Raw genomic sequence first — 17,618 nt, forward strand, 5'->3', positions numbered from 1 at the left:
TCAGCAAAGGTAATGTTGGCAAAATGGCAAGGGCATGAAGGCGAGTATAATCAAAGCTCAGCAAGCACCCACAGACCGCTATGCCCTTACGCTACTTACGTGAACTCACCGCCCCGGAGCGCAACAAGCGCAATAATTTCCACCTTGGAATAGCCTTATGTTTTGTGGCGGGTGCGACCAATGCTGGTGGATTTTTAGCCGTGGGCCAGTACACCTCGCATATGACGGGAATTTTATCGGGGCTAGCTGATAACTGGGTGCTGGGAAACTCAACGCTGATTCTTGCCGCAATGGCGAGCATATTGATGTTTATGGCGGGGGCAATCACGTCAACCTTGCTCATTAACTGGGCGCGCCGCCGGGGCAGCCGTAGCTTATATGCCGAGCCATTAATGCTGGAAGCGCTGCTATTGCTGTGCTTTGGCCTACTCGGTGGACAGCTTGATTCTCACTCAAGCAAGCTGATATCGCTCACCATGCTGCTACTGTGTTTTATTATGGGCCTGCAAAACGCCATCATCACCAAGATTTCTAAGGCAGTAATCCGCACCACCCACCTTACCGGCTTAATCACCGATATCAGTATTGAGCTTGGGCGATTATTTTATTGGAACCGCAATCCCGATACGCCTGATCACATCAAAGTGCTTTGTGATCGTAAGCACCTCAAGGTGCAAAGCAGCCTAGTAATGGCGTTTTTTTGCGGTGCGGTGCTAGGGGCCTACGGCTTTAGCCATTTAGGATTTAGCTCAACAATTATCTTAGCGCTTATCCTGGCGCTACTTTCTATCGGACCTTTAATCGACCACTTTTAAACGGCTTGCCCCAAAATCGCTCGCGACATTTCCGCCCCCGATAAACGCCCGATCATCTTGCCATTCTGCGCCAGGATTAGCTCGCAGCCCGTTTGGGCATACACCGCAAATGCCTCACGCAGCCGGATATCTGCATCAACTACCGTAGGCTTTGCCCGTAGTAAAGCCAAAGGCTCGGATGCGTGCCAGTATTGCAAGGCAGGCCGGGCCAGCTCTTTAGCTGCCATTCCCTCCAAGCTAGGAAAATGGCCGGGACGCATCAGGCTGGCGGCAGACAGCACATTCAGCGGATTACTATGCTGTACAAACTGGCGGACATAATCATCGGCAGGCTTAAACATAATGTCTTGCGGTGTGCCATTTTGCACAATCTGCCCATCACGTAAGATGGCAATGTGCGAGCCCAGCTTTAAAGCCTCATCCATATCATGGCTCACAAAAACAATGGTTTTACGTAGCATTTTTTGCAGGCTAAGCAATTCATCTTGCAGCTGATTACGGATCAGCGGATCAAGCGCCGAAAAAGGCTCATCCATCAATAAAATGTCGCTATCTACCACCAAGGCGCGTGCCAGCCCCACCCTTTGCTGCATACCACCCGATAGCTCGGCAGGCAGAGCATGCCGCCTGCGCCCCAGCGCTACCTGCTCTAGCACCGCATCCACACGGCGTTTGTTTTCTTTGGCACTCAGTTGCAAAGCATGCAAGCCAAAGGCGACGTTTTCTTCAACATTAAGCCAGGGCATCAACGCAAAGTTTTGAAACACCATGGCAATGCCACGGGTTCTCACCTCCTGCAACTGCTTTGCCGAGCAATGCGCCATATCGACTTCAGCCCCAGCGCAGCGCACCGTAAGCTGACCACGGCTGATTGGATTTAAACCATTAATCGCGCGCAGCAAGCTCGATTTGCCCGAGCCGGATAAGCCCATCAATACACAGATCTCACCCTCTTCTACCCGTAGACAGGCATCCCGCACGGCCACCAGCTGGCCCGTTTGATCAAAAATCTCATCGCGCGAACGTGATTGATCCATCAAAGAAAATGCAGTTTCAGGCTGCTCGCCGAATACTTCATCCACATGGTCAAAACAAATGGCACTCATCGTTTCTCTCTTGATAAAGAATTGGACTGACACAGACGATCGAGCATGATCGCCAATAAAACGATCGCTAAACCCGCCTCAAAACCTAAGGCCATATCCGCGGTATTTAAAGCCCGAACAATAGGCTGGCCTAATCCTTCGGCCCCCACCAAGGCCGCAATCACCACCATAGAGAGCGACAACATAATGCACTGGGTTAAACCAGCGGCAATGCTAGGCATGGCTGCCGGTAATTCCACCCGCCATAGCCGAGCGAAAGGCGAGTAGCCAAAGGCCTTCGCGGCTTCTAAAAGAGGGAGAGGAATATCTCGCAGGCCCAGATAAGTCAGCCGCACAGGGGCAGGCAGGGCAAAGATAATGGTGGAGATCATGGCAGGCACAATGCCCAGACCAAACAACATTAAGGTAGGAATCAGATACACAAACGTCGGAATGGTCTGCATTAAATCCAGCAAGGGATGCAACACCCGATACACCCAGGGCCGGTGCGCCGCCGCGATGCCTAAAGGCACTCCGATTAACATACAGATTGCAGAGGCCAGTGCCACTTGCACCAATGTTTGCAAAGTGGCTTCGCGATAAGCCAGATTATCAATCAGAATCAGCGCCAGCGCAGAAAACAGCGCCAATCCCCAACTTCGTCGCAAACGATAAATCAGTAAGGTCGCTACAAAAAGTAAGAGCAATGGCGGGCAATCAACTAAAACACGCGTGATGAGCTGCACGACCTGCTCTAAACCATCGCTAAAAAACGCCACGCCACCTGCGGCAGGTTCGGTCAGGCGGGCCACGCCAGTCGCTACCCACTGCCCAATCGGCAATTTATCCACGATGCCCCCCATCAGCGGCCTTGCTAAGGTCTGTTGCAGCTTTAAGCCCGCTTGCAAATTCAGTCATTAGCGTGCATCCGATACCACAGCAGATTGGTTCAACCAGGCTTTCAGCACAGGCACGGCTGGCTGGCCGCCATAGCTGCTTACTCCATTTAACCAAACGCCCCAGAGTGTTGGATTCTGGCTTAACCACTGGCGGGCAGCCACTTTAGCGCTTTGCTTCTGGTCCAGAATTTGCCCCATCAGCTTGTTTTCTATTTCAGTGCTAAATGCCAGATTTTTAAGCAAACGCCCCACATTACCGCATTGCTTAGCGTAGGCCGCACGGGTGGTGGTATGCACCGTAGCGCCGCCCAGATTAGGGCCAAAATAAGCATCACCGCCTTCCAGATAACGTAGCTTTAAATTGCGGTTCATGGGGTGCGGCTCCCAGCCCAGAAAAACCACCCACTGCTGTTTTAAAGCCGCCCGTTTGACTTGGGTGAGCATGCCTGCTTCGCTGGATTCCACCAATTTGAAATCCTGCAAACCAAAAGCTTGGTCTTTAATCATGCTGGCAATCAGGCGATTGCCATCATTGCCCGCTTCAATGCCATAAATCCGTTTGCCAAAGCGATCAGCAAATTTGGCCAGATCATCAAAACGATGCACGCCCGCCTGATATACGTACTCAGGCACGGCCAAAGTGTATTTAGCACCCGTTAAATTGGTACGAACCACTTCTACACTGCCGTTTTTCAGATAGGGATCGATATCGTTTTTCATGGTGGGCATCCAATTGCCCAGAAAAACGTCGATATCCTGAGTCTGCATCGCGCGAAAGGTAACAGGCACCGAAAGCATTGTTACTTCGGGCTGATAACCCAACGCAGTGAGCAGCTCGCTGGTTAGCGCGGTGGTGGCGGTTACATCGGTCCAGCCCACATCAGAAAAACGCACGGTTTTACATGCAGCAGGCTCTACGGCGTAGCTGGCAAAACTGGCACAGAGGAAAGATGATAAAAGTAAGCGCTGCATCATAATTGGCGCAAGCCGGCCATGATACGGCCATATAATTTTTGCAATAGCGGCCTGAGCTCAGGTACAGACCCAGCCGAGCCAGCGCTAAAACGCGAAACCAGCATAAAGCGCACTGGCGCCGCTTGGGGAACGTCTTCACGACGTGTAGAGACCATCGAACCGTAGAGCAGACTCATCGCACTCATCCTTCCTAAAGGAAAATCTAGGTATGAATGCTAGAGATCTGCTTATAAAAATGCGGTAAATAAAACACGCCCGCATATAAAGACACTATAAAAACGGCGTAAATAAGGAAGCCTTACCAGGATTCCTCACGTGGGGCACGAGCGGCCAGCCAAAGCAGTAGCGCAATCGCGCCATAGGGCCATAAATCACTAATCACGGCAGACAGGCCATTAAAGTGCAGCAAATGTCCGTAATGCCAACGAAACAGCGGTAAGGTGGCCGATAGCTGCGGAGTCAGCGGCCAGAACCAACCAATTACCAAGGTAGCAATCAACGCCAGCGCCCCCACTAAAGCCCTGAAGCGGCGATTTAAACGCCAGAGCAGTGCTAAAGCCAGCGTGCCCAGTAAGCCACCCACCACAATATTGATATTAATCCAGGCAAAGAACTGCGCAGGTTTGAGCAATAAACCCGCAAAACCCAGCTTAAGCAGCAGAGCGGTGAGCAGAGTAAAACGAATCGCCTTGAGGCTTTGCCAGGTGTGACGCACCAAAACCGAAACAAATAAGGCCACCCCCAAGAAGTGCAGCATCATACCGCCGCCTTCCAGTAGTCTTAAAAAAAGCTTGGCATTTTGCATCGGCGATTCAAAAGGCTGGGGCAGACCAGGGGACTCAACCACCACGCCCAAAAAAGGCTGCGAAGGATCAAGCTGGGTCATAAACCACAGCACCAGCCAGGTGACTCCCCACTCTACCGCCGGTCCAGGCGCACACCATGCATGGCGCGCCGCCAGCCAACGATTCTGCCAATAACGATTACCCAAAATTTGCGCCAGTAAAACGCCCAAAACAGCGCCAAAGGCATTGCTTAAAATATCTAAATTAGACGCCACACGGCCGGGTAAAAACTGCTGGATAAACTCTACCGTGGCCGATAAGCCAAGCCCAATCAAGGCTGCGGAAACACTGCCGTAGCGCAGATGCCGCAAAGAAATCGCCAAGCTAAAGCCCAGAGGCAAATAGGCCAGCACATTGACGGTATTATCAAAAAAAGTGAAATAGTAAGGCAGAGGATAGGCATAAAACGCCCAAATAGGCTCCCCTGTAAAACGCCAGCCACTAAAGGGATAAAGGCTGACCACCAGAATCACCAACAGCGAGCAAAACGCAATATAGCGAGGCACTCGGGTCGGCGTGATTCGCCGGGCAAGATAGCTGATGGTGAGGGATTGTTTCATTCAAGGAAAGGAGCCCCATTACAGAGGGGCCCCTCTATACCCCTTATTTAGAGGTTTTAACTTGTGTCCACAAACGACTTAAATCGCGGCGTTGTTTGGTATCCAGCGGCTTAAGCTGCTCTAACTTTTTAAGCGCAACGGTATCAGGAAACACCGCCGTGTTTTTCTTCATTTCAGCATTCACAAATGGCGCAGCCGCGCTGTTTGGATTGCCTGTTCCCACCATATTGGTCAGCTCGCTGGAGTTTTTTCCTTCCAGCATAAAGTTAACAAACTTATGCGCGAGGTCAGGGCGAGGGGCTGATTTAAGCACCATCATATTATCCACAGATAAGGTGTTACCTTCTTTTTGCAGACCGTAGCTAACGGTAAAGGCACGCTTGGCTGTTTTAGCATCGGTGGCCGCCTGGAACATATCGCTGGAATAACCGTGCGCTACCCAGATATTACCCAGCGTTAATTCCTTGATATAGCTTTGTGAATTAAACGCAGCCCAGAATGGCTTGGCTTTAATAATGGTTTGTTGCGCTTTTTTCCATTCTTCCGGCTTGGTCGAATTTGCAGAAAAGCCGTTATACATCAAGGACGCCGCAAATAATTCATTGGCATCATCTAGTACGGTCACCTTGCCTTTGATTTTGGCAAGAATAGCCGGATCAAAAATGACTGCCCAAGAGTTTGGCTCAATTCCCAGCTCTTTTAGCTTGGTCTGATTAAAACCCAGCAAAGTGGTAGTGAATGAATAAGGCAGTGAGAATTTATTACCCTGATCGAACTGACTATTTAAAAATGCCGGATTCACATTTTTAGCATTAGGCAGCTTGGCTTTATCGAGCGGCTGCACCATGCCTTGCTTAATCAAAGGCGGCATCGCAAAGCCCGTAGGCACAACCACATCGTAACCCTTGGCTCCGGCGCTCAGCTTGGCCAGCATTTCTTCCATTGCGCCGTAATAATCTTGTACCACACGGCATTTGCAATCTGCTTCAAAGCGTTTGACCGTTTCTGGCGCAATATAATTGTTCCAGTTATAAACGTGGAGCACTTCTTCAGCATTCGCCATATTGGCGGCCAGTAAAAGCGTGAGTAATAATTTCTTCATGTCTCAAACACTCCAGAGCAGTTGAATAAAATAGCAGGCAGATTATGCCTTATTTTTTGTGATGCATTTCAGGCAGAGCCGCTGCTGTTGCATGCCATCCATAATTATTTTCTGGCAAGCAACAAGCAGCAATTCAACCTTATTACTCAGGCATAAAAACAAGGTATGCCAAAGCGTAATTACTTCGCTCTTAAAGCCCCTGGCGCTAATTTGCCCGCAATCAAAATCAGGGCCAGAGTCAGCAACATCAGTAGGGTAGAAATCGCATTCACTTCTGGAGTGACGGCAATTCTGATCATGGAGTAAATTTGCAATGGTAAGGTAGAAGCGCCCGCTCCTGCCGTAAAGAAGGTGATCACAAAATCATCAATCGACAAAGTGAACGCCATTAAAGCACCGGCAATAATCCCCGGCATAATTAAAGGCATGGTGATTAAACGAAACGCTTGCAATGGCGTTGCACCCAAATCACGCGCGGCCTCTACCAAAGATTCATCCATACCTTGTAAACGCGAGCGCACCACAATCGCTACAAAACCAATACAAAATGCGATATGCGCCAGCGCCACAGAAACCAAACCCAGCGTCATATTCAACATCACAAAGAACATCAGCAACGATACACCCATCAGGATTTCTGGAATCGCAATCGGCGTAAGCACTAAAACAGGCAAAAGGCGCAGCTTGTATTTATACATTGCCATTCCTGCCAGAGTGCCAAAAATCGTGGCAAAAACGCTGGTAATGACACCAATTAATAATGAATTTCTTGCTGCCAGCAGCATTTGTTCATCATTAAATAAAATCCGATACCACTTAAAAGTAAAACCGACCCACTCGGCATTAAGGCGCGAATCATTAAAGGAATACACCACCACAATCACGAGCGGCAAATATAGAAAAGCGTAGGTCAGCAAAGCAGCAGCCCACAACCATTTATTCTGCTTAGTCATGACTTTCCTTTGCTGCTAATCAGTGTGGCCAATGCTGCCAGAAATAAAACGCTGGCAGTCAGCATAATCGATAGTGTGGCGCCAAATGGCCAATCGCGGCTATCCAAGAATTGCTGTTTAATTAAATTGCCCACCATAATGCCATCGGTGCCGCCCACTAGATCAGGCACGGCAAACATACCTAGTGCAGGGATAAACACCAAAGCAGCCCCAGCCCAAACGCCGGGTAATGAGAGCGGCCAGGTGATGCGCCAGAAACGTTGCCAAGCTGATGCACCCAGGTCTTGTGCTGCATCCAATAGCGCCATATCGTGTTTTTCTAAATTGGCATAGAGCGGCAAAACCATAAACGGCAAATGCACATACACCAGCACCACAATCACCGCAAAATGGGTAAATAGAAACTGCTGAGGGCCGATGCCAAACCACGCTAAAAAGCTATTCACCGTCATGGCAAAATAGCCCTGAGGCCCCAGAATAATCATCCACGCATACACGCGAATCAAAAAATTACTCCAAAATGGCAAAATCACCAGCAAAACGAGCAAATCGCGGTATTTCTTCGGGCTACGCGCAATCAGCCATGCCAGAGGATAGGCCAGCGCAATGCAAATCAGCGTGGTCAGGCCCGCATACCAAAACGACTTAATAAATAATTCAACATAAACCCCGTCTTCAAAAAAACGACTGAAGTTTTCCAGCGTTAAGAAATCCTGCCAGTTTTGCCAATTGATTAAGACTTCACGCGCGCCCGTTTCTGCGTTGGTTTCCAAGAGCGGCATCAGGCCACCGTATTCGCCCGGAAAACGAAACGCTGAGAAAATCATGATCAGCGTAGGTACGGCAAAAAAGATCAATAAATACAAAAGTGGCGGGCCAGAAATCAGCCACTTCGCCAAGCTAGGCGATTTTACTTTGGACATCTCGCCCCCTTAAGACAGCAGGAAGTGACCAGCGTCATAACGCCACGCCAGCTCTACTGCATCGTTGTCATCAAAGAATTTAGCGCGCCCCGCAGCAGAATTAGGCAACATCGCCTCAACCAGCAGGCCGTTATCCAGCTTCACGATATAAATCGTGACATCCCCAAGATACAGGCAATTTTCAACCGTGCCTTTAAAGTGCACTTCATCCGCATCGCCTTCATCCAGCTGGGCAGCCAGCTTGATTTTCTCCGGGCGCAAGCTCAGCGTGCCTTTCTGGCCGACCACGGCCCCAGCCACGATCAGCGTTTCTGCAACACCTACGCCAGCAATTTCTACCTGCATACGGTCCTTTGCAATCGAAGTGATCGTGGCATCCAGCAGATTGCACTGGCCGATAAAATCGGCTACAAAGCGGCTTTTGGGATAGCTATAGATGGTTTCAGGCGCATCAAGCTGCTCTACCTGGCCCTTATTCATCACCGCAATCCGGTGCGATAAGGCCAAGGCTTCGCCCTGATCGTGCGTGACATACACAAAGGTCACGCCCACTTCTTTTTGCAGAGTGATCAGCTCCATTTGCATTTGCTCGCGCAATTTGGCATCCAGCGCCGATAAAGGCTCATCCAGCAGCAAAAGGCGCGGGCGATTGACCAAGGATCGGGCAATGGCTACACGCTGACGCTGGCCGCCGGATAACTCATGCGGAAAACGATGGGCGAATTCCTGCAAGCGCACGTCTTCCAATATTTCTGCCACACGCGCTTTAATATCCGCCGCTGAGGCCTTCGCCATTTTCAAAGGAAAGGCAATATTATCGGCCACGCTCATATGTGGAAACAGTGCATAGCTCTGAAAAACGGTATGCACTGGGCGCTTTTCTGGCGGCACGGTGGACATATCTTTGCCATCGAGCAAAATAGCGCCGGAATCGGGCTGCTCAAAACCGGCCAGCATGCGTAAAAGCGTGGTTTTGCCACAGCCCGAAGGGCCGAGCAGAGTAAAGAATTCACCGGCTTCCACCGACAAGCTCACATGATTAACGGCAGTGAAATCGCCGAAAGTTTTTACGACGTCACGGATCTCCAGCAGGGCCATAGTCTTCTCACAAAAAAACGGTCGCCATTTTAACAAAAACTTACCTTAGGGGGTGTTTTTCTAACGGCAAAGCTAACGCTTAAACTTAAAATCTATTAGCAATATTATGCAGTCTGATTTAAAAGCAAGCACTTAGCCCATAAAAACATTGCCCAATGATGCCTTGGCAATATTGGGGAAAAACATTCACCGAAATTACATAAGTAAATACGATCATTATGCCCATGTATTGCACATTATCAGCCTTATGCTTTACCCTTTAGTGATCTCAAATAAGTAAACCACATGTACTTTTAAAAGTACCATTAAGATGTCTGATGCGGTAGGCACAACAAAAAATGTAGTTAAATAAACTCACTTACAGTTTACATCGTATAAGCATGCTATCTATCCCGAAGTAAATGATGCATGTAGTAATAATAAACACTTAAATTAAAACATTATTATCCTGCTTTTAAAAAATGAATAATAAGCAAGGGATCGGGCTTAGCTAGCCGCATTAACAGCAGCAGATAAAATAAGCGTATACATATTAGATGCAGCTGATCTTGAGTAGAAAAATAGCCTAATATCGATTCATCTGCTCCATTCTGCTATAAATCACTTACAATCATCTCGGTGGCTGCATCTCAAACAAGAGTAAGTATTTGCTTACACGATGTACATCTCACGCATCGCAGACAAATGCCGAGCATCTTTAATTGGCTTATAAAGTAACCCTAGCTTGCGCATTCAAGCGAATGGATAAGTCAGACAGCCCTAAACCCTTAGTAAAATAAGACCTAAACAATTGGAAACACGACTTCCCGTCTCAGCTTTACAAGCTGGTTTATTTATCAGCGAACTAGATCGCCCGTGGCTGGACACGCCCTTTCTAATTGAAGGCTTTCTGTTAGAAACGTCCGAACAACTCGCTCTTCTTCAAGAATACTGCCAGTTTGTAACCATTGATATTGATCGTTCAACAGGAGGCGTAGCCCGGTGGGGCTTTCTGAGTGAGCAAAAGCTAAATACGCAGACATTTACCCCCCATGTTCAGTATCAGACCGTAGAAATCAAAGAACAAATCACCCTGCTTAAAGAATTACGGCAGCGGTTTGCACTTTGGTCACAAAGTAAAAACGGCAGCAAAACAGACACGCCCTATATCGAGCCGCAAATTATTATTTATGCGGATAGCACGCCGATTAAACGGGAAATCCCCCAAGCCGAGGCTGTACATCGGCTGGCCAGCGATGTCATCAAAGCCGCAATGGAGGCGATTAGCAAAGATTTACAGCCGCGTGTTGAAGCGATTAATGATGTTGTGAGCAATATGGTCGACTCCATTATCCGCAACCCCAGCGCCTTACTTTGGCTGGCCCAATTAAAAGCAGCCGATCATTACGCCTACGGTCATGCGCTTGATACCGCTATTTATATGCTGGCATTTGGCAGGCACCTTGGTTATCCGCAAGAAGATTTACATAAACTTGGCTTTGCCGGATTAATGCTTGATATTGGTAAAATGAAATTACCGGAAAATCTGTTGCAGCATAATGGCTCCTATTCGCCCGGTGAGTTTTTAATGATGAAAACCCACGTCTGGCATAGCTTGGATATTCTGAATCAAATTAAAGAAGTGCCGCTTGATGTTTACGATATGGTGGCCCGCCATCACGAGCGCATTGATGGCAGCGGCTACCCCCTGGGCTTAAAAGGCGAAAGTATCGGGCTGTTTTCATGTATGGCAGGCATTGTTGATTGCTTTACCGCCCTGACCAGCGACCGCAATCACGCCGAAACCAAAACCTCACATGTGGCCTTGCAACTTTTATATAAGTGGAGTGATAAATATTTTCACCACGCGCTGGTTGAGCAGTTTGCACAGTGCATAGGTGTTTTTCCTGTGGGTGCCTTGGTCGAGCTCAGTACCGGCGATATTGGCATTGTGGCGGGGCAAAATCGTAGCAGAAGACTAAAACCTAAAATTTTGCTGATCTTAGGCCCGGATAAGCTGCCACACGCTCGCCCCAGCCTGCTGGATTTAATGATTAATCCGGCAATGAACGCCGGACAAGAAATCACCATCCGCAAAGAATGGCCGCAAGGTAGTTTTAATATTAATCCGCAAGAGTATTTTCAAGGATGAAAAACTCGCCTGCCACCAAGCATGACCTCGCTGTATTCGCAAGCTATAAACTAAACCAGATCGATATTCTGAACCAGACGCTCGACGTATTGCTACAAAACCATTGCCATGAAAAATCGAACGACGATGCCCTCTATAGCGATTACTTTCTGGGGCTGATGCAGGGGGAATCATCCAGCCCATGGCCACAACTCACACCCCACGGCTTAAACTTATCCACCTTATTGCTTTTAAGCTGGCGAACGCTGATTTTGCAACACTTGCCCACCAAAGCTGAAGCACTGGTCAACCGATTATGCTTTGCTGAGCTGGAAAAAACCCGGCAACACATTCAAAACCTGAGGCCTCAGCAGGTCAACTCCCCTGCTCAAGGCTTAGAAAACGCTAAATCGCATACTCAAGCCGAGCGTAATATTGCCCTGCTCTATATTGAATTTGGCCATATCGAATCTTTACGCCATACCGCCACCCAGCAGCTGCATGAAATGCTGCGTCCGCAAGATAAGCTCTACCCCTTAGACAGCGGCTTGCTGCTTATTTTGCCCAATCTGGCCGGTGAAGGACATGCGCTTCTGGCTGCGAGCCGCGCACAAACGCTGCTGACAGATTCCTTTACAGAAAGTGCGATCAGCCCGCGTATCGGTATTGCCTTATGGCCGGAGCATGGCAAGCATTACAAACCATTAATGCTTGCCGCGCAAACCGCCGCCAGGCAATGCAGTAATGAAGAACCCGCCATTTATCAGGCAGAGCGTGATATTCAGGGCCGCTTACTCGCTAAACTAGAAAAACCACTACGTGAAGCGCTAGCCCAGAATCGCTTCTACCTCGCTTTTCAGCCTCAAGTTCAGCCCACTTCAGCGCAGCCCATTTATAAGGGAGCAGAAGCTTTGCTGCGCTGGCACGATACAGAGCTTGGCGATATTCGCCCCGATGAAGCCGTACGGGTTGCAGAGCAGCTAGGCCTGATGCCACAGCTTACCCGCTGGGTGATCCATGCGGCGCTGCGGGAGTTTTCCCAGCTAAGCAAGGCAGGGCTGACTGGCAGCCTGAGTATTAACCTCACGCCCTCCAATATCCTGGATTCTCGTTTGGCTCAGGAAGTAGAAAACGCGCTAATTCTTTGGAATATCCCCGGTGAACGGGTTATTTTTGAGATTACCGAGTCAGCAGCCATCGACGAGCTTGAAGCCACCATTAGCAGCTTATATGCACTGAAAGCTTTGGGCTGTAAACTGGCTATGGATGACTTTGGCACGGGTTACGCATCACTCTCCTATTTAAAGCGCCTGCCCATTGATGAGCTAAAAATTGACCAAAGTTTTATCCGCACCATTACTCAATCCGATACCGATGCGCATATTGTTGAAAGCGTCATCAAACTGGCTCAAACACTTAGCCTTAGCGTGTTGGCAGAAGGCGTTGAAGACCATGCAACACTTGAAGCACTTATGGCTTACGGCTGCAATTTAATCCAGGGCTATTATTTCAGCCACCCGCTTGCACCCAACGATTTGCTGCAATTTTATCGGGCATTACAGCCTTTTAAAGCGCAACAATAAGCGTTTGCAACCGCCCCATTTAAAGCAGTATTTCTACGAGATCAATGGATGATGAACTGGCAACAGCTGCTCAGCGCTGAGCGACTCGGCGCGGTACGTAATGATTTATTCCCTCACGAATCAGGGCGCAGCGATTTTCATAAAGACCACGACCGGATTGTTTTTTCCTCGCCATTTCGCCGCCTAGGCCGCAAAACCCAAGTTCACCCGCTCACCGAAAACGATCATGTGCATACTCGGCTCACCCACTCAATTGAGGTCAGCTGTGTAGGGCGCAGCTTGGGAATTTTAGTTGGGCAAAGATTGCAATACACCCTGCCCCAGCACATTACCCCTTATGATCTTGGTGCCATCGTGCAAGCCGCCTGCCTTGCCCACGATATTGGCAACCCGCCATTTGGCCATGCTGGTGAATACGCAATTCGTGATTGGTTTTGCCGCGATCAGCACGCCTATCTGCTACAAAACCTTAGCGCCAATGAGCGTCTGGATTTAATGACCTTCGAGGGCAATGCTCAAGGCTTCAGAGTGGTTACCCAGCTAGAAAACCACCGTTTTGAAGGGGGAATGCGCCTGACCTATGCCACGCTGGGCACGACCCTTAAATACCCATGGACTTCCAGCGATGCCACGCCCGGCGGCAAATTCAGCTGCTACCAGTCAGAACAAAATATCTTAGAAGAAATCGCCACCGAGCTGGGGCTGCCTCAGCTGGGCAACAACCGCTGGGCCCGCCATCCCTTATCCTACCTAATGGAAGCCGCCGACGATATTTGCTACGCCATTTTAGATTTGGAAGACGGCATAGAAATCGGCATGCTGGCTTACGAGCAGGTAGAGCCGCTTTTGATTAAAATTTGCGGTGGCAAGCAAGATCTGCTCGAGCTGGAAATTGCTGCCGCCCCTTCTGCCAGACGCAAAATATCGCTGCTACGGGGTAAAGCCATAGAGCGCTGCGTGCTGGACGCCAGCGAAACCTTTATGCAGCATTACACCGCTATTATGGAAGGCAAATTTCAGGGTGATCTACTTAATGCCACGCCCAGCGGCATGCGGGATGGTATTAACGCCGCCAAACAACTCGCCCGTGATCGTATTTTTAATGAAAGACGCAAAATAGAAATCGAAGTAGGCTCGTTTACCTGTCTGGACATCCTGCTCAACGCCTTTTGCAATGCGGCCTACCAGCAAAAAGTATCACCGCAGATGAGCTTCAGAATGAAGCGGATTCTCGATTTAATGGAATACAATGCCCCAAAAAAAGAATGGCCTCTTTATGAGAGCTATAGCCGCGTGCTCGACTTTATCGGTGGCATGACCGATAACTACGCTACCTATTTAGCACAACAAGTCGGGGGAATGGGGCGATGAAAACACCACACACCCGATTGATCAGCCACAAAACGCCAGCTACTCAGCCCGGCAATTAGAGAAATAAAACCATGAAAACCTTCATCTTTGTAATGGCCTTAACCATCAGCCTGAGCGGCTGCGCCGTTGTTGCCGTGGGTGCTGCCGCAGTCAGCGTAACCAGCACCGCAGTAGGCGTGGCCTGGGATGTGGGTAAAGCAGGTGTATCTGGAGTGACCGCCGTAGGTGGCGCTGCAGTCGATGCTTTAAGCAGCTCGCCCACGCCACCACCGCCGGCCGTAGCGCCCGCGCCCACAAGCTATATCACGCCTGCCCCTGGCGCTCCTGTGCCAAGTGATGCAGAAGTACGGGTATTTAAATCCGAATAAGTAGCGGTCCCAATTATTCATCACACAAACAACACAACCGCATAATGAGCAGCGCAATCAATCCAAAACCATTACAAATCCGTATTGCCCAAGCGAGCGATCACCTGCCACTACAGCGGATGCTTGAACTTTACCAATATGATTTATCCGATATCTGGGATCAGGATCTAAACACAGAGGGTGAATACGGCTATGCACTCGATCGATACTGGAAGCAGCCCGGATGCACCGCCTTTGTGGCCTTGGTAAACGACCATTATGCGGGCTTTGCCCTTGTAGATAATAAGGTGAAAGTAGGCAACCACGGCTACTGGATGGATCAGTTTTTTATCCTGAAAAAATACCGCCGCACAGGCCAAGGAAAATCACTGGCGATACAGGTATTCAATACTTTAAAGGGGCGCTGGGAAGTAGGCCAAATGCCGGATAACCATAAGGCACAATTGTTTTGGCGGCGGCTTATTGCCGAGTTTGCCACTGGCTTTGACGAGCACACTTTAACGGGCGGTAAATGGGAAGGCATTGTGCAGTGTTTTAATAGTGATACCGTATTAACAAGAGCCCGCTAAAAGCAATCGGGTTTCACTAAGCAGCGCCGCCATCTGACACATAGGCATATGCAGCCAAGCACTTGGTTTTCAGGCCATAACCGGCATGGCCTCTCTGTATTTGTCTTCATACATACAGCCAACACTTATTCCCCCAAATAAGCGCCTGCAGCCCTGCTCTAGCACTATAACTCACAATAAAATTACTCAATTTACTTTAAAAAAAATAATTTATGCCTTTTTTGCATATTTATTTAAAATATTACATACACCAACACATGCTTTCACTATTATTTCATATTGTTTTCAATCTATTTCAAACCACTTGCAGAGCACACCATCTACTACAGCATCAGGAGATAAGCATGAGTGCATTGATTCCAGGCCAGTATGGTTTTCCACTGCAATTAAAAATGCGCTACGCCAACTATATCAATGGCGAATGGCATGCTCCGCTGGCTGGGCAATACTTTGAAAATATCAGCCCAGTCACTGGCAAGGTGATTTGCGAAATCCCGCGCTCTGATGCCGCCGATATCGAAATGGCGCTCGACGCCGCCCATGCCGCCAAAAACGCATGGGGCAAAACATCGACCACCGAACGCGCCAATATTCTGAATAAAATTGCCGATCGTATCGAAGCCAACCTAGACATGCTGGCCACGGTAGAAACTTGGGATAACGGCAAGCCAATTCGTGAAACCCGCGCTGCTGATTTACCCTTAGCCATCGATCACTTCCGCTACTTTGCCGGGGCGATTCGGGCGCAGGAAGGCAGCATCGGCCAGATCGATAACGATACTGTGGCCTATCATTTTCATGAGCCGCTAGGCGTGGTTGGGCAGATTATCCCTTGGAATTTTCCGCTGCTGATGGCCACATGGAAGCTGGCTCCGGCGCTGGCTGCGGGTAATTGCGTGGTACTCAAGCCTGCCGAGCAAACGCCACTGAGCATTTTAGTGCTGATGGAAGTGATCGGCGATTTGCTGCCCAAAGGCGTGCTCAATATCGTGAACGGCTTTGGCCTTGAAGCAGGCAAGCCACTGGCATCCAATAAACGTATCGCCAAAATCGCCTTTACTGGTGAGACCACCACTGGCCGTCTGATTATGCAATACGCGGCGCAAAACCTGATTCCGGTGACGCTGGAGCTGGGTGGCAAATCGCCGAATATCTTTATGCCCGATGTGATGAAGCACGACGATGCATTCTTTAATAAGGCCATCGAAGGCTTTGTGATGTTTGCGCTCAACCAAGGCGAAGTCTGCACCTGCCCTAGCCGTGCATTGATTCATGAATCCATTTATGACGCCTTTATGGACCGTGCCCTCAGCCGCGTTGCAGCCATTAAACAAGGCAATCCGCTGGATGCCACCACCATGCTTGGCGCGCAATCCTCTATGGAGCAAATGGAAAAAATCAGCGCTTACTTAGATATCGGCAAGCAAGAAGGCGCAAAAGTATTGGCAGGCGGCGCTCGCGCAACGCTCGCGGGTGAATTGGCAGGTGGCTATTACATCCAGCCGACGGTATTCCAAGGCCATAATAAGATGCGGATTTTCCAGGAAGAAATCTTCGGCCCCGTGGTTTCTGTGACCACCTTTAAAGACGAAAACGAAGCTTTAGAAATCGCTAACGATTCGCTCTATGGCCTAGGTGCTGGCCTGTGGACCCGCGACACCCACGCAGCTTATCGCATGGGCCGCGAAATTCAAGCGGGCCGGGTCTGGACCAACTGCTACCACGCCTACCCCGCCCACGCCGCTTTTGGCGGCTACAAACAATCTGGGATTGGCCGTGAAAACCACAAAATGATGCTCGGTCACTACCAGCAAACCAAAAACCTGCTGGTGAGCTACAGCCCCGATGCGCTAGGGTTTTTCTAAAGCAGTGCGTGGGTAAGAACTACGCCAACAGAACCAAGCCCTTCCTTATCTGAGGGTGGGCTTGGGGAGAGGGCAGCATCCATGAATAATCGAGTCACCGCCACCGCAGCTGCGCTTGCCTTAATTAAAACGTTGGAAACCAAATATGGCCCACTAATGTTTCATCAATCAGGCGGCTGTTGCGATGGCAGCTCGCCCATGTGCTTTCAGGCAGGTGAACTCCTCATTGGGAATAATGACGTACTACTGGGTGAAATAGGCGGCATGCCGTTTTATATGGGCGCGGCCCAATTTGCTTATTGGCAACATACTCAGCTCATTATTGATGTAGTAGCAGGCCGCGGCGGAATGTTTTCTTTAGAAGGCCCAGAAGGATTACGTTTTTTAACACGCTCTAAACTTTGCCCAATTGAATCAAAATAAAACTTACTTACAAAATAATCTTTATTTTGAAAGATTATAAATACCCCAAAGCATAAAGCAATTGCTAGAATCGC

17 protein-coding genes are annotated in these 17,618 nt (G+C 49.2%); 8 read left to right on the top strand and 9 right to left on the bottom strand.

Annotation, left to right across the window (positions count from 1 at the left end; genetic code table 11):
- The first annotated feature begins 80 nt into the window (after positions 1–80).
- A complete protein-coding gene (locus VN23_RS13950; protein ID WP_046352436.1) occupies positions 81–815 on the top strand; it encodes a YoaK family protein in 735 nt (244 codons plus the stop codon).
- On the opposite strand, the gene VN23_RS13955 is transcribed toward VN23_RS13950, so the two are convergent.
- The 9 genes from VN23_RS13955 to VN23_RS13995 all read right to left on the bottom strand — a co-directional run bounded on the left by VN23_RS13955 (position 812) and on the right by VN23_RS13995 (position 9,255).
- A complete protein-coding gene (locus VN23_RS13955; RefSeq protein ID WP_046352437.1) occupies positions 812–1,921 on the bottom strand; it encodes a quaternary amine ABC transporter ATP-binding protein in 1,110 nt (369 codons plus the stop codon). The genes VN23_RS13950 and VN23_RS13955 overlap by 4 nt on opposite strands.
- Positions 1,918–2,751, bottom strand: coding sequence for an ABC transporter permease (locus tag VN23_RS13960; RefSeq protein ID WP_197432924.1), 834 nt, complete (start codon positions 2,749–2,751; stop codon positions 1,918–1,920). The genes VN23_RS13955 and VN23_RS13960 overlap by 4 nt, the downstream gene beginning before the upstream one ends.
- A gap of 66 nt (positions 2,752–2,817) precedes the next feature.
- A complete protein-coding gene (locus VN23_RS13965) occupies positions 2,818–3,771 on the bottom strand; it encodes a choline ABC transporter substrate-binding protein (protein ID WP_082752923.1) in 954 nt (317 codons plus the stop codon).
- Positions 3,771–3,950 carry a hypothetical protein gene (locus VN23_RS13970; protein ID WP_046352439.1) on the bottom strand — a complete coding sequence of 60 codons (180 nt, stop codon included), beginning with the start codon at positions 3,948–3,950 and terminating at the stop codon, positions 3,771–3,773. Before VN23_RS13970 ends, VN23_RS13965 begins: the two co-directional genes overlap by 1 nt.
- A gap of 122 nt (positions 3,951–4,072) precedes the next feature.
- Positions 4,073–5,179, bottom strand: coding sequence for a VanZ family protein (locus tag VN23_RS13975; RefSeq protein WP_046352440.1), 1,107 nt, complete (start codon positions 5,177–5,179; stop codon positions 4,073–4,075).
- Positions 5,180–5,222: 43 nt separating this feature from the next.
- Positions 5,223–6,281, bottom strand: coding sequence for an ABC transporter substrate-binding protein (locus tag VN23_RS13980; protein WP_046352441.1), 1,059 nt, complete (start codon positions 6,279–6,281; stop codon positions 5,223–5,225).
- A 179-nt stretch (positions 6,282–6,460) separates the two neighbouring features.
- A complete protein-coding gene (locus VN23_RS13985; protein ID WP_046352442.1) occupies positions 6,461–7,234 on the bottom strand; it encodes an ABC transporter permease in 774 nt (257 codons plus the stop codon).
- On the bottom strand, positions 7,231–8,157 hold the full coding sequence (locus VN23_RS13990; RefSeq protein WP_046352443.1) for an ABC transporter permease: 927 nt from the start codon (positions 8,155–8,157) through the stop codon (positions 7,231–7,233). Before VN23_RS13990 ends, VN23_RS13985 begins: the two co-directional genes overlap by 4 nt.
- A gap of 9 nt (positions 8,158–8,166) precedes the next feature.
- Entirely contained in the window at positions 8,167–9,255 is a 1,089-nt protein-coding gene (locus tag VN23_RS13995) for an ABC transporter ATP-binding protein (RefSeq protein ID WP_046352444.1), read from the bottom strand.
- Between the two features lie 790 nt (positions 9,256–10,045).
- Here VN23_RS13995 and VN23_RS14000 point away from each other — a divergent pair.
- From VN23_RS14000 to VN23_RS14030, 7 genes are all read left to right on the top strand, one after another.
- Positions 10,046–11,386: an HD-GYP domain-containing protein gene (locus VN23_RS14000; RefSeq protein ID WP_046352445.1), complete on the top strand. Its 1,341-nt coding sequence runs from the start codon at positions 10,046–10,048 to the stop codon at positions 11,384–11,386.
- Positions 11,383–12,948 (top strand): putative bifunctional diguanylate cyclase/phosphodiesterase, encoded by a 1,566-nt coding sequence (locus tag VN23_RS14005; protein WP_052746645.1) that lies wholly within the window; start codon positions 11,383–11,385, stop codon positions 12,946–12,948. Before VN23_RS14000 ends, VN23_RS14005 begins: the two co-directional genes overlap by 4 nt.
- A gap of 48 nt (positions 12,949–12,996) precedes the next feature.
- The gene (locus VN23_RS14010) at positions 12,997–14,319 is read left to right on the top strand and encodes a deoxyguanosinetriphosphate triphosphohydrolase (RefSeq protein WP_046352446.1); all 1,323 of its coding nucleotides are present in this window, start codon (positions 12,997–12,999) and stop codon (positions 14,317–14,319) included.
- A gap of 71 nt (positions 14,320–14,390) precedes the next feature.
- A complete protein-coding gene (locus VN23_RS14015; protein WP_046352447.1) occupies positions 14,391–14,687 on the top strand; it encodes a hypothetical protein in 297 nt (98 codons plus the stop codon).
- Positions 14,688–14,731: 44 nt separating this feature from the next.
- Positions 14,732–15,256 (top strand): GNAT family N-acetyltransferase, encoded by a 525-nt coding sequence (locus VN23_RS14020; protein WP_052746646.1) that lies wholly within the window; start codon positions 14,732–14,734, stop codon positions 15,254–15,256.
- A gap of 344 nt (positions 15,257–15,600) precedes the next feature.
- Entirely contained in the window at positions 15,601–17,121 is a 1,521-nt protein-coding gene (gene adh, locus VN23_RS14025; RefSeq protein ID WP_046352448.1) for an aldehyde dehydrogenase, read from the top strand.
- A gap of 81 nt (positions 17,122–17,202) precedes the next feature.
- The gene (locus VN23_RS14030; protein ID WP_046352449.1) at positions 17,203–17,544 is read left to right on the top strand and encodes a DUF779 domain-containing protein; all 342 of its coding nucleotides are present in this window, start codon (positions 17,203–17,205) and stop codon (positions 17,542–17,544) included.
- Positions 17,545–17,618: the final 74 nt, after the last annotated feature.

The sequence above is a fragment of the Janthinobacterium sp. B9-8 genome (assembly GCF_000969645.2).
Classification (GTDB): domain Bacteria; phylum Pseudomonadota; class Gammaproteobacteria; order Burkholderiales; family Chitinibacteraceae; genus Iodobacter.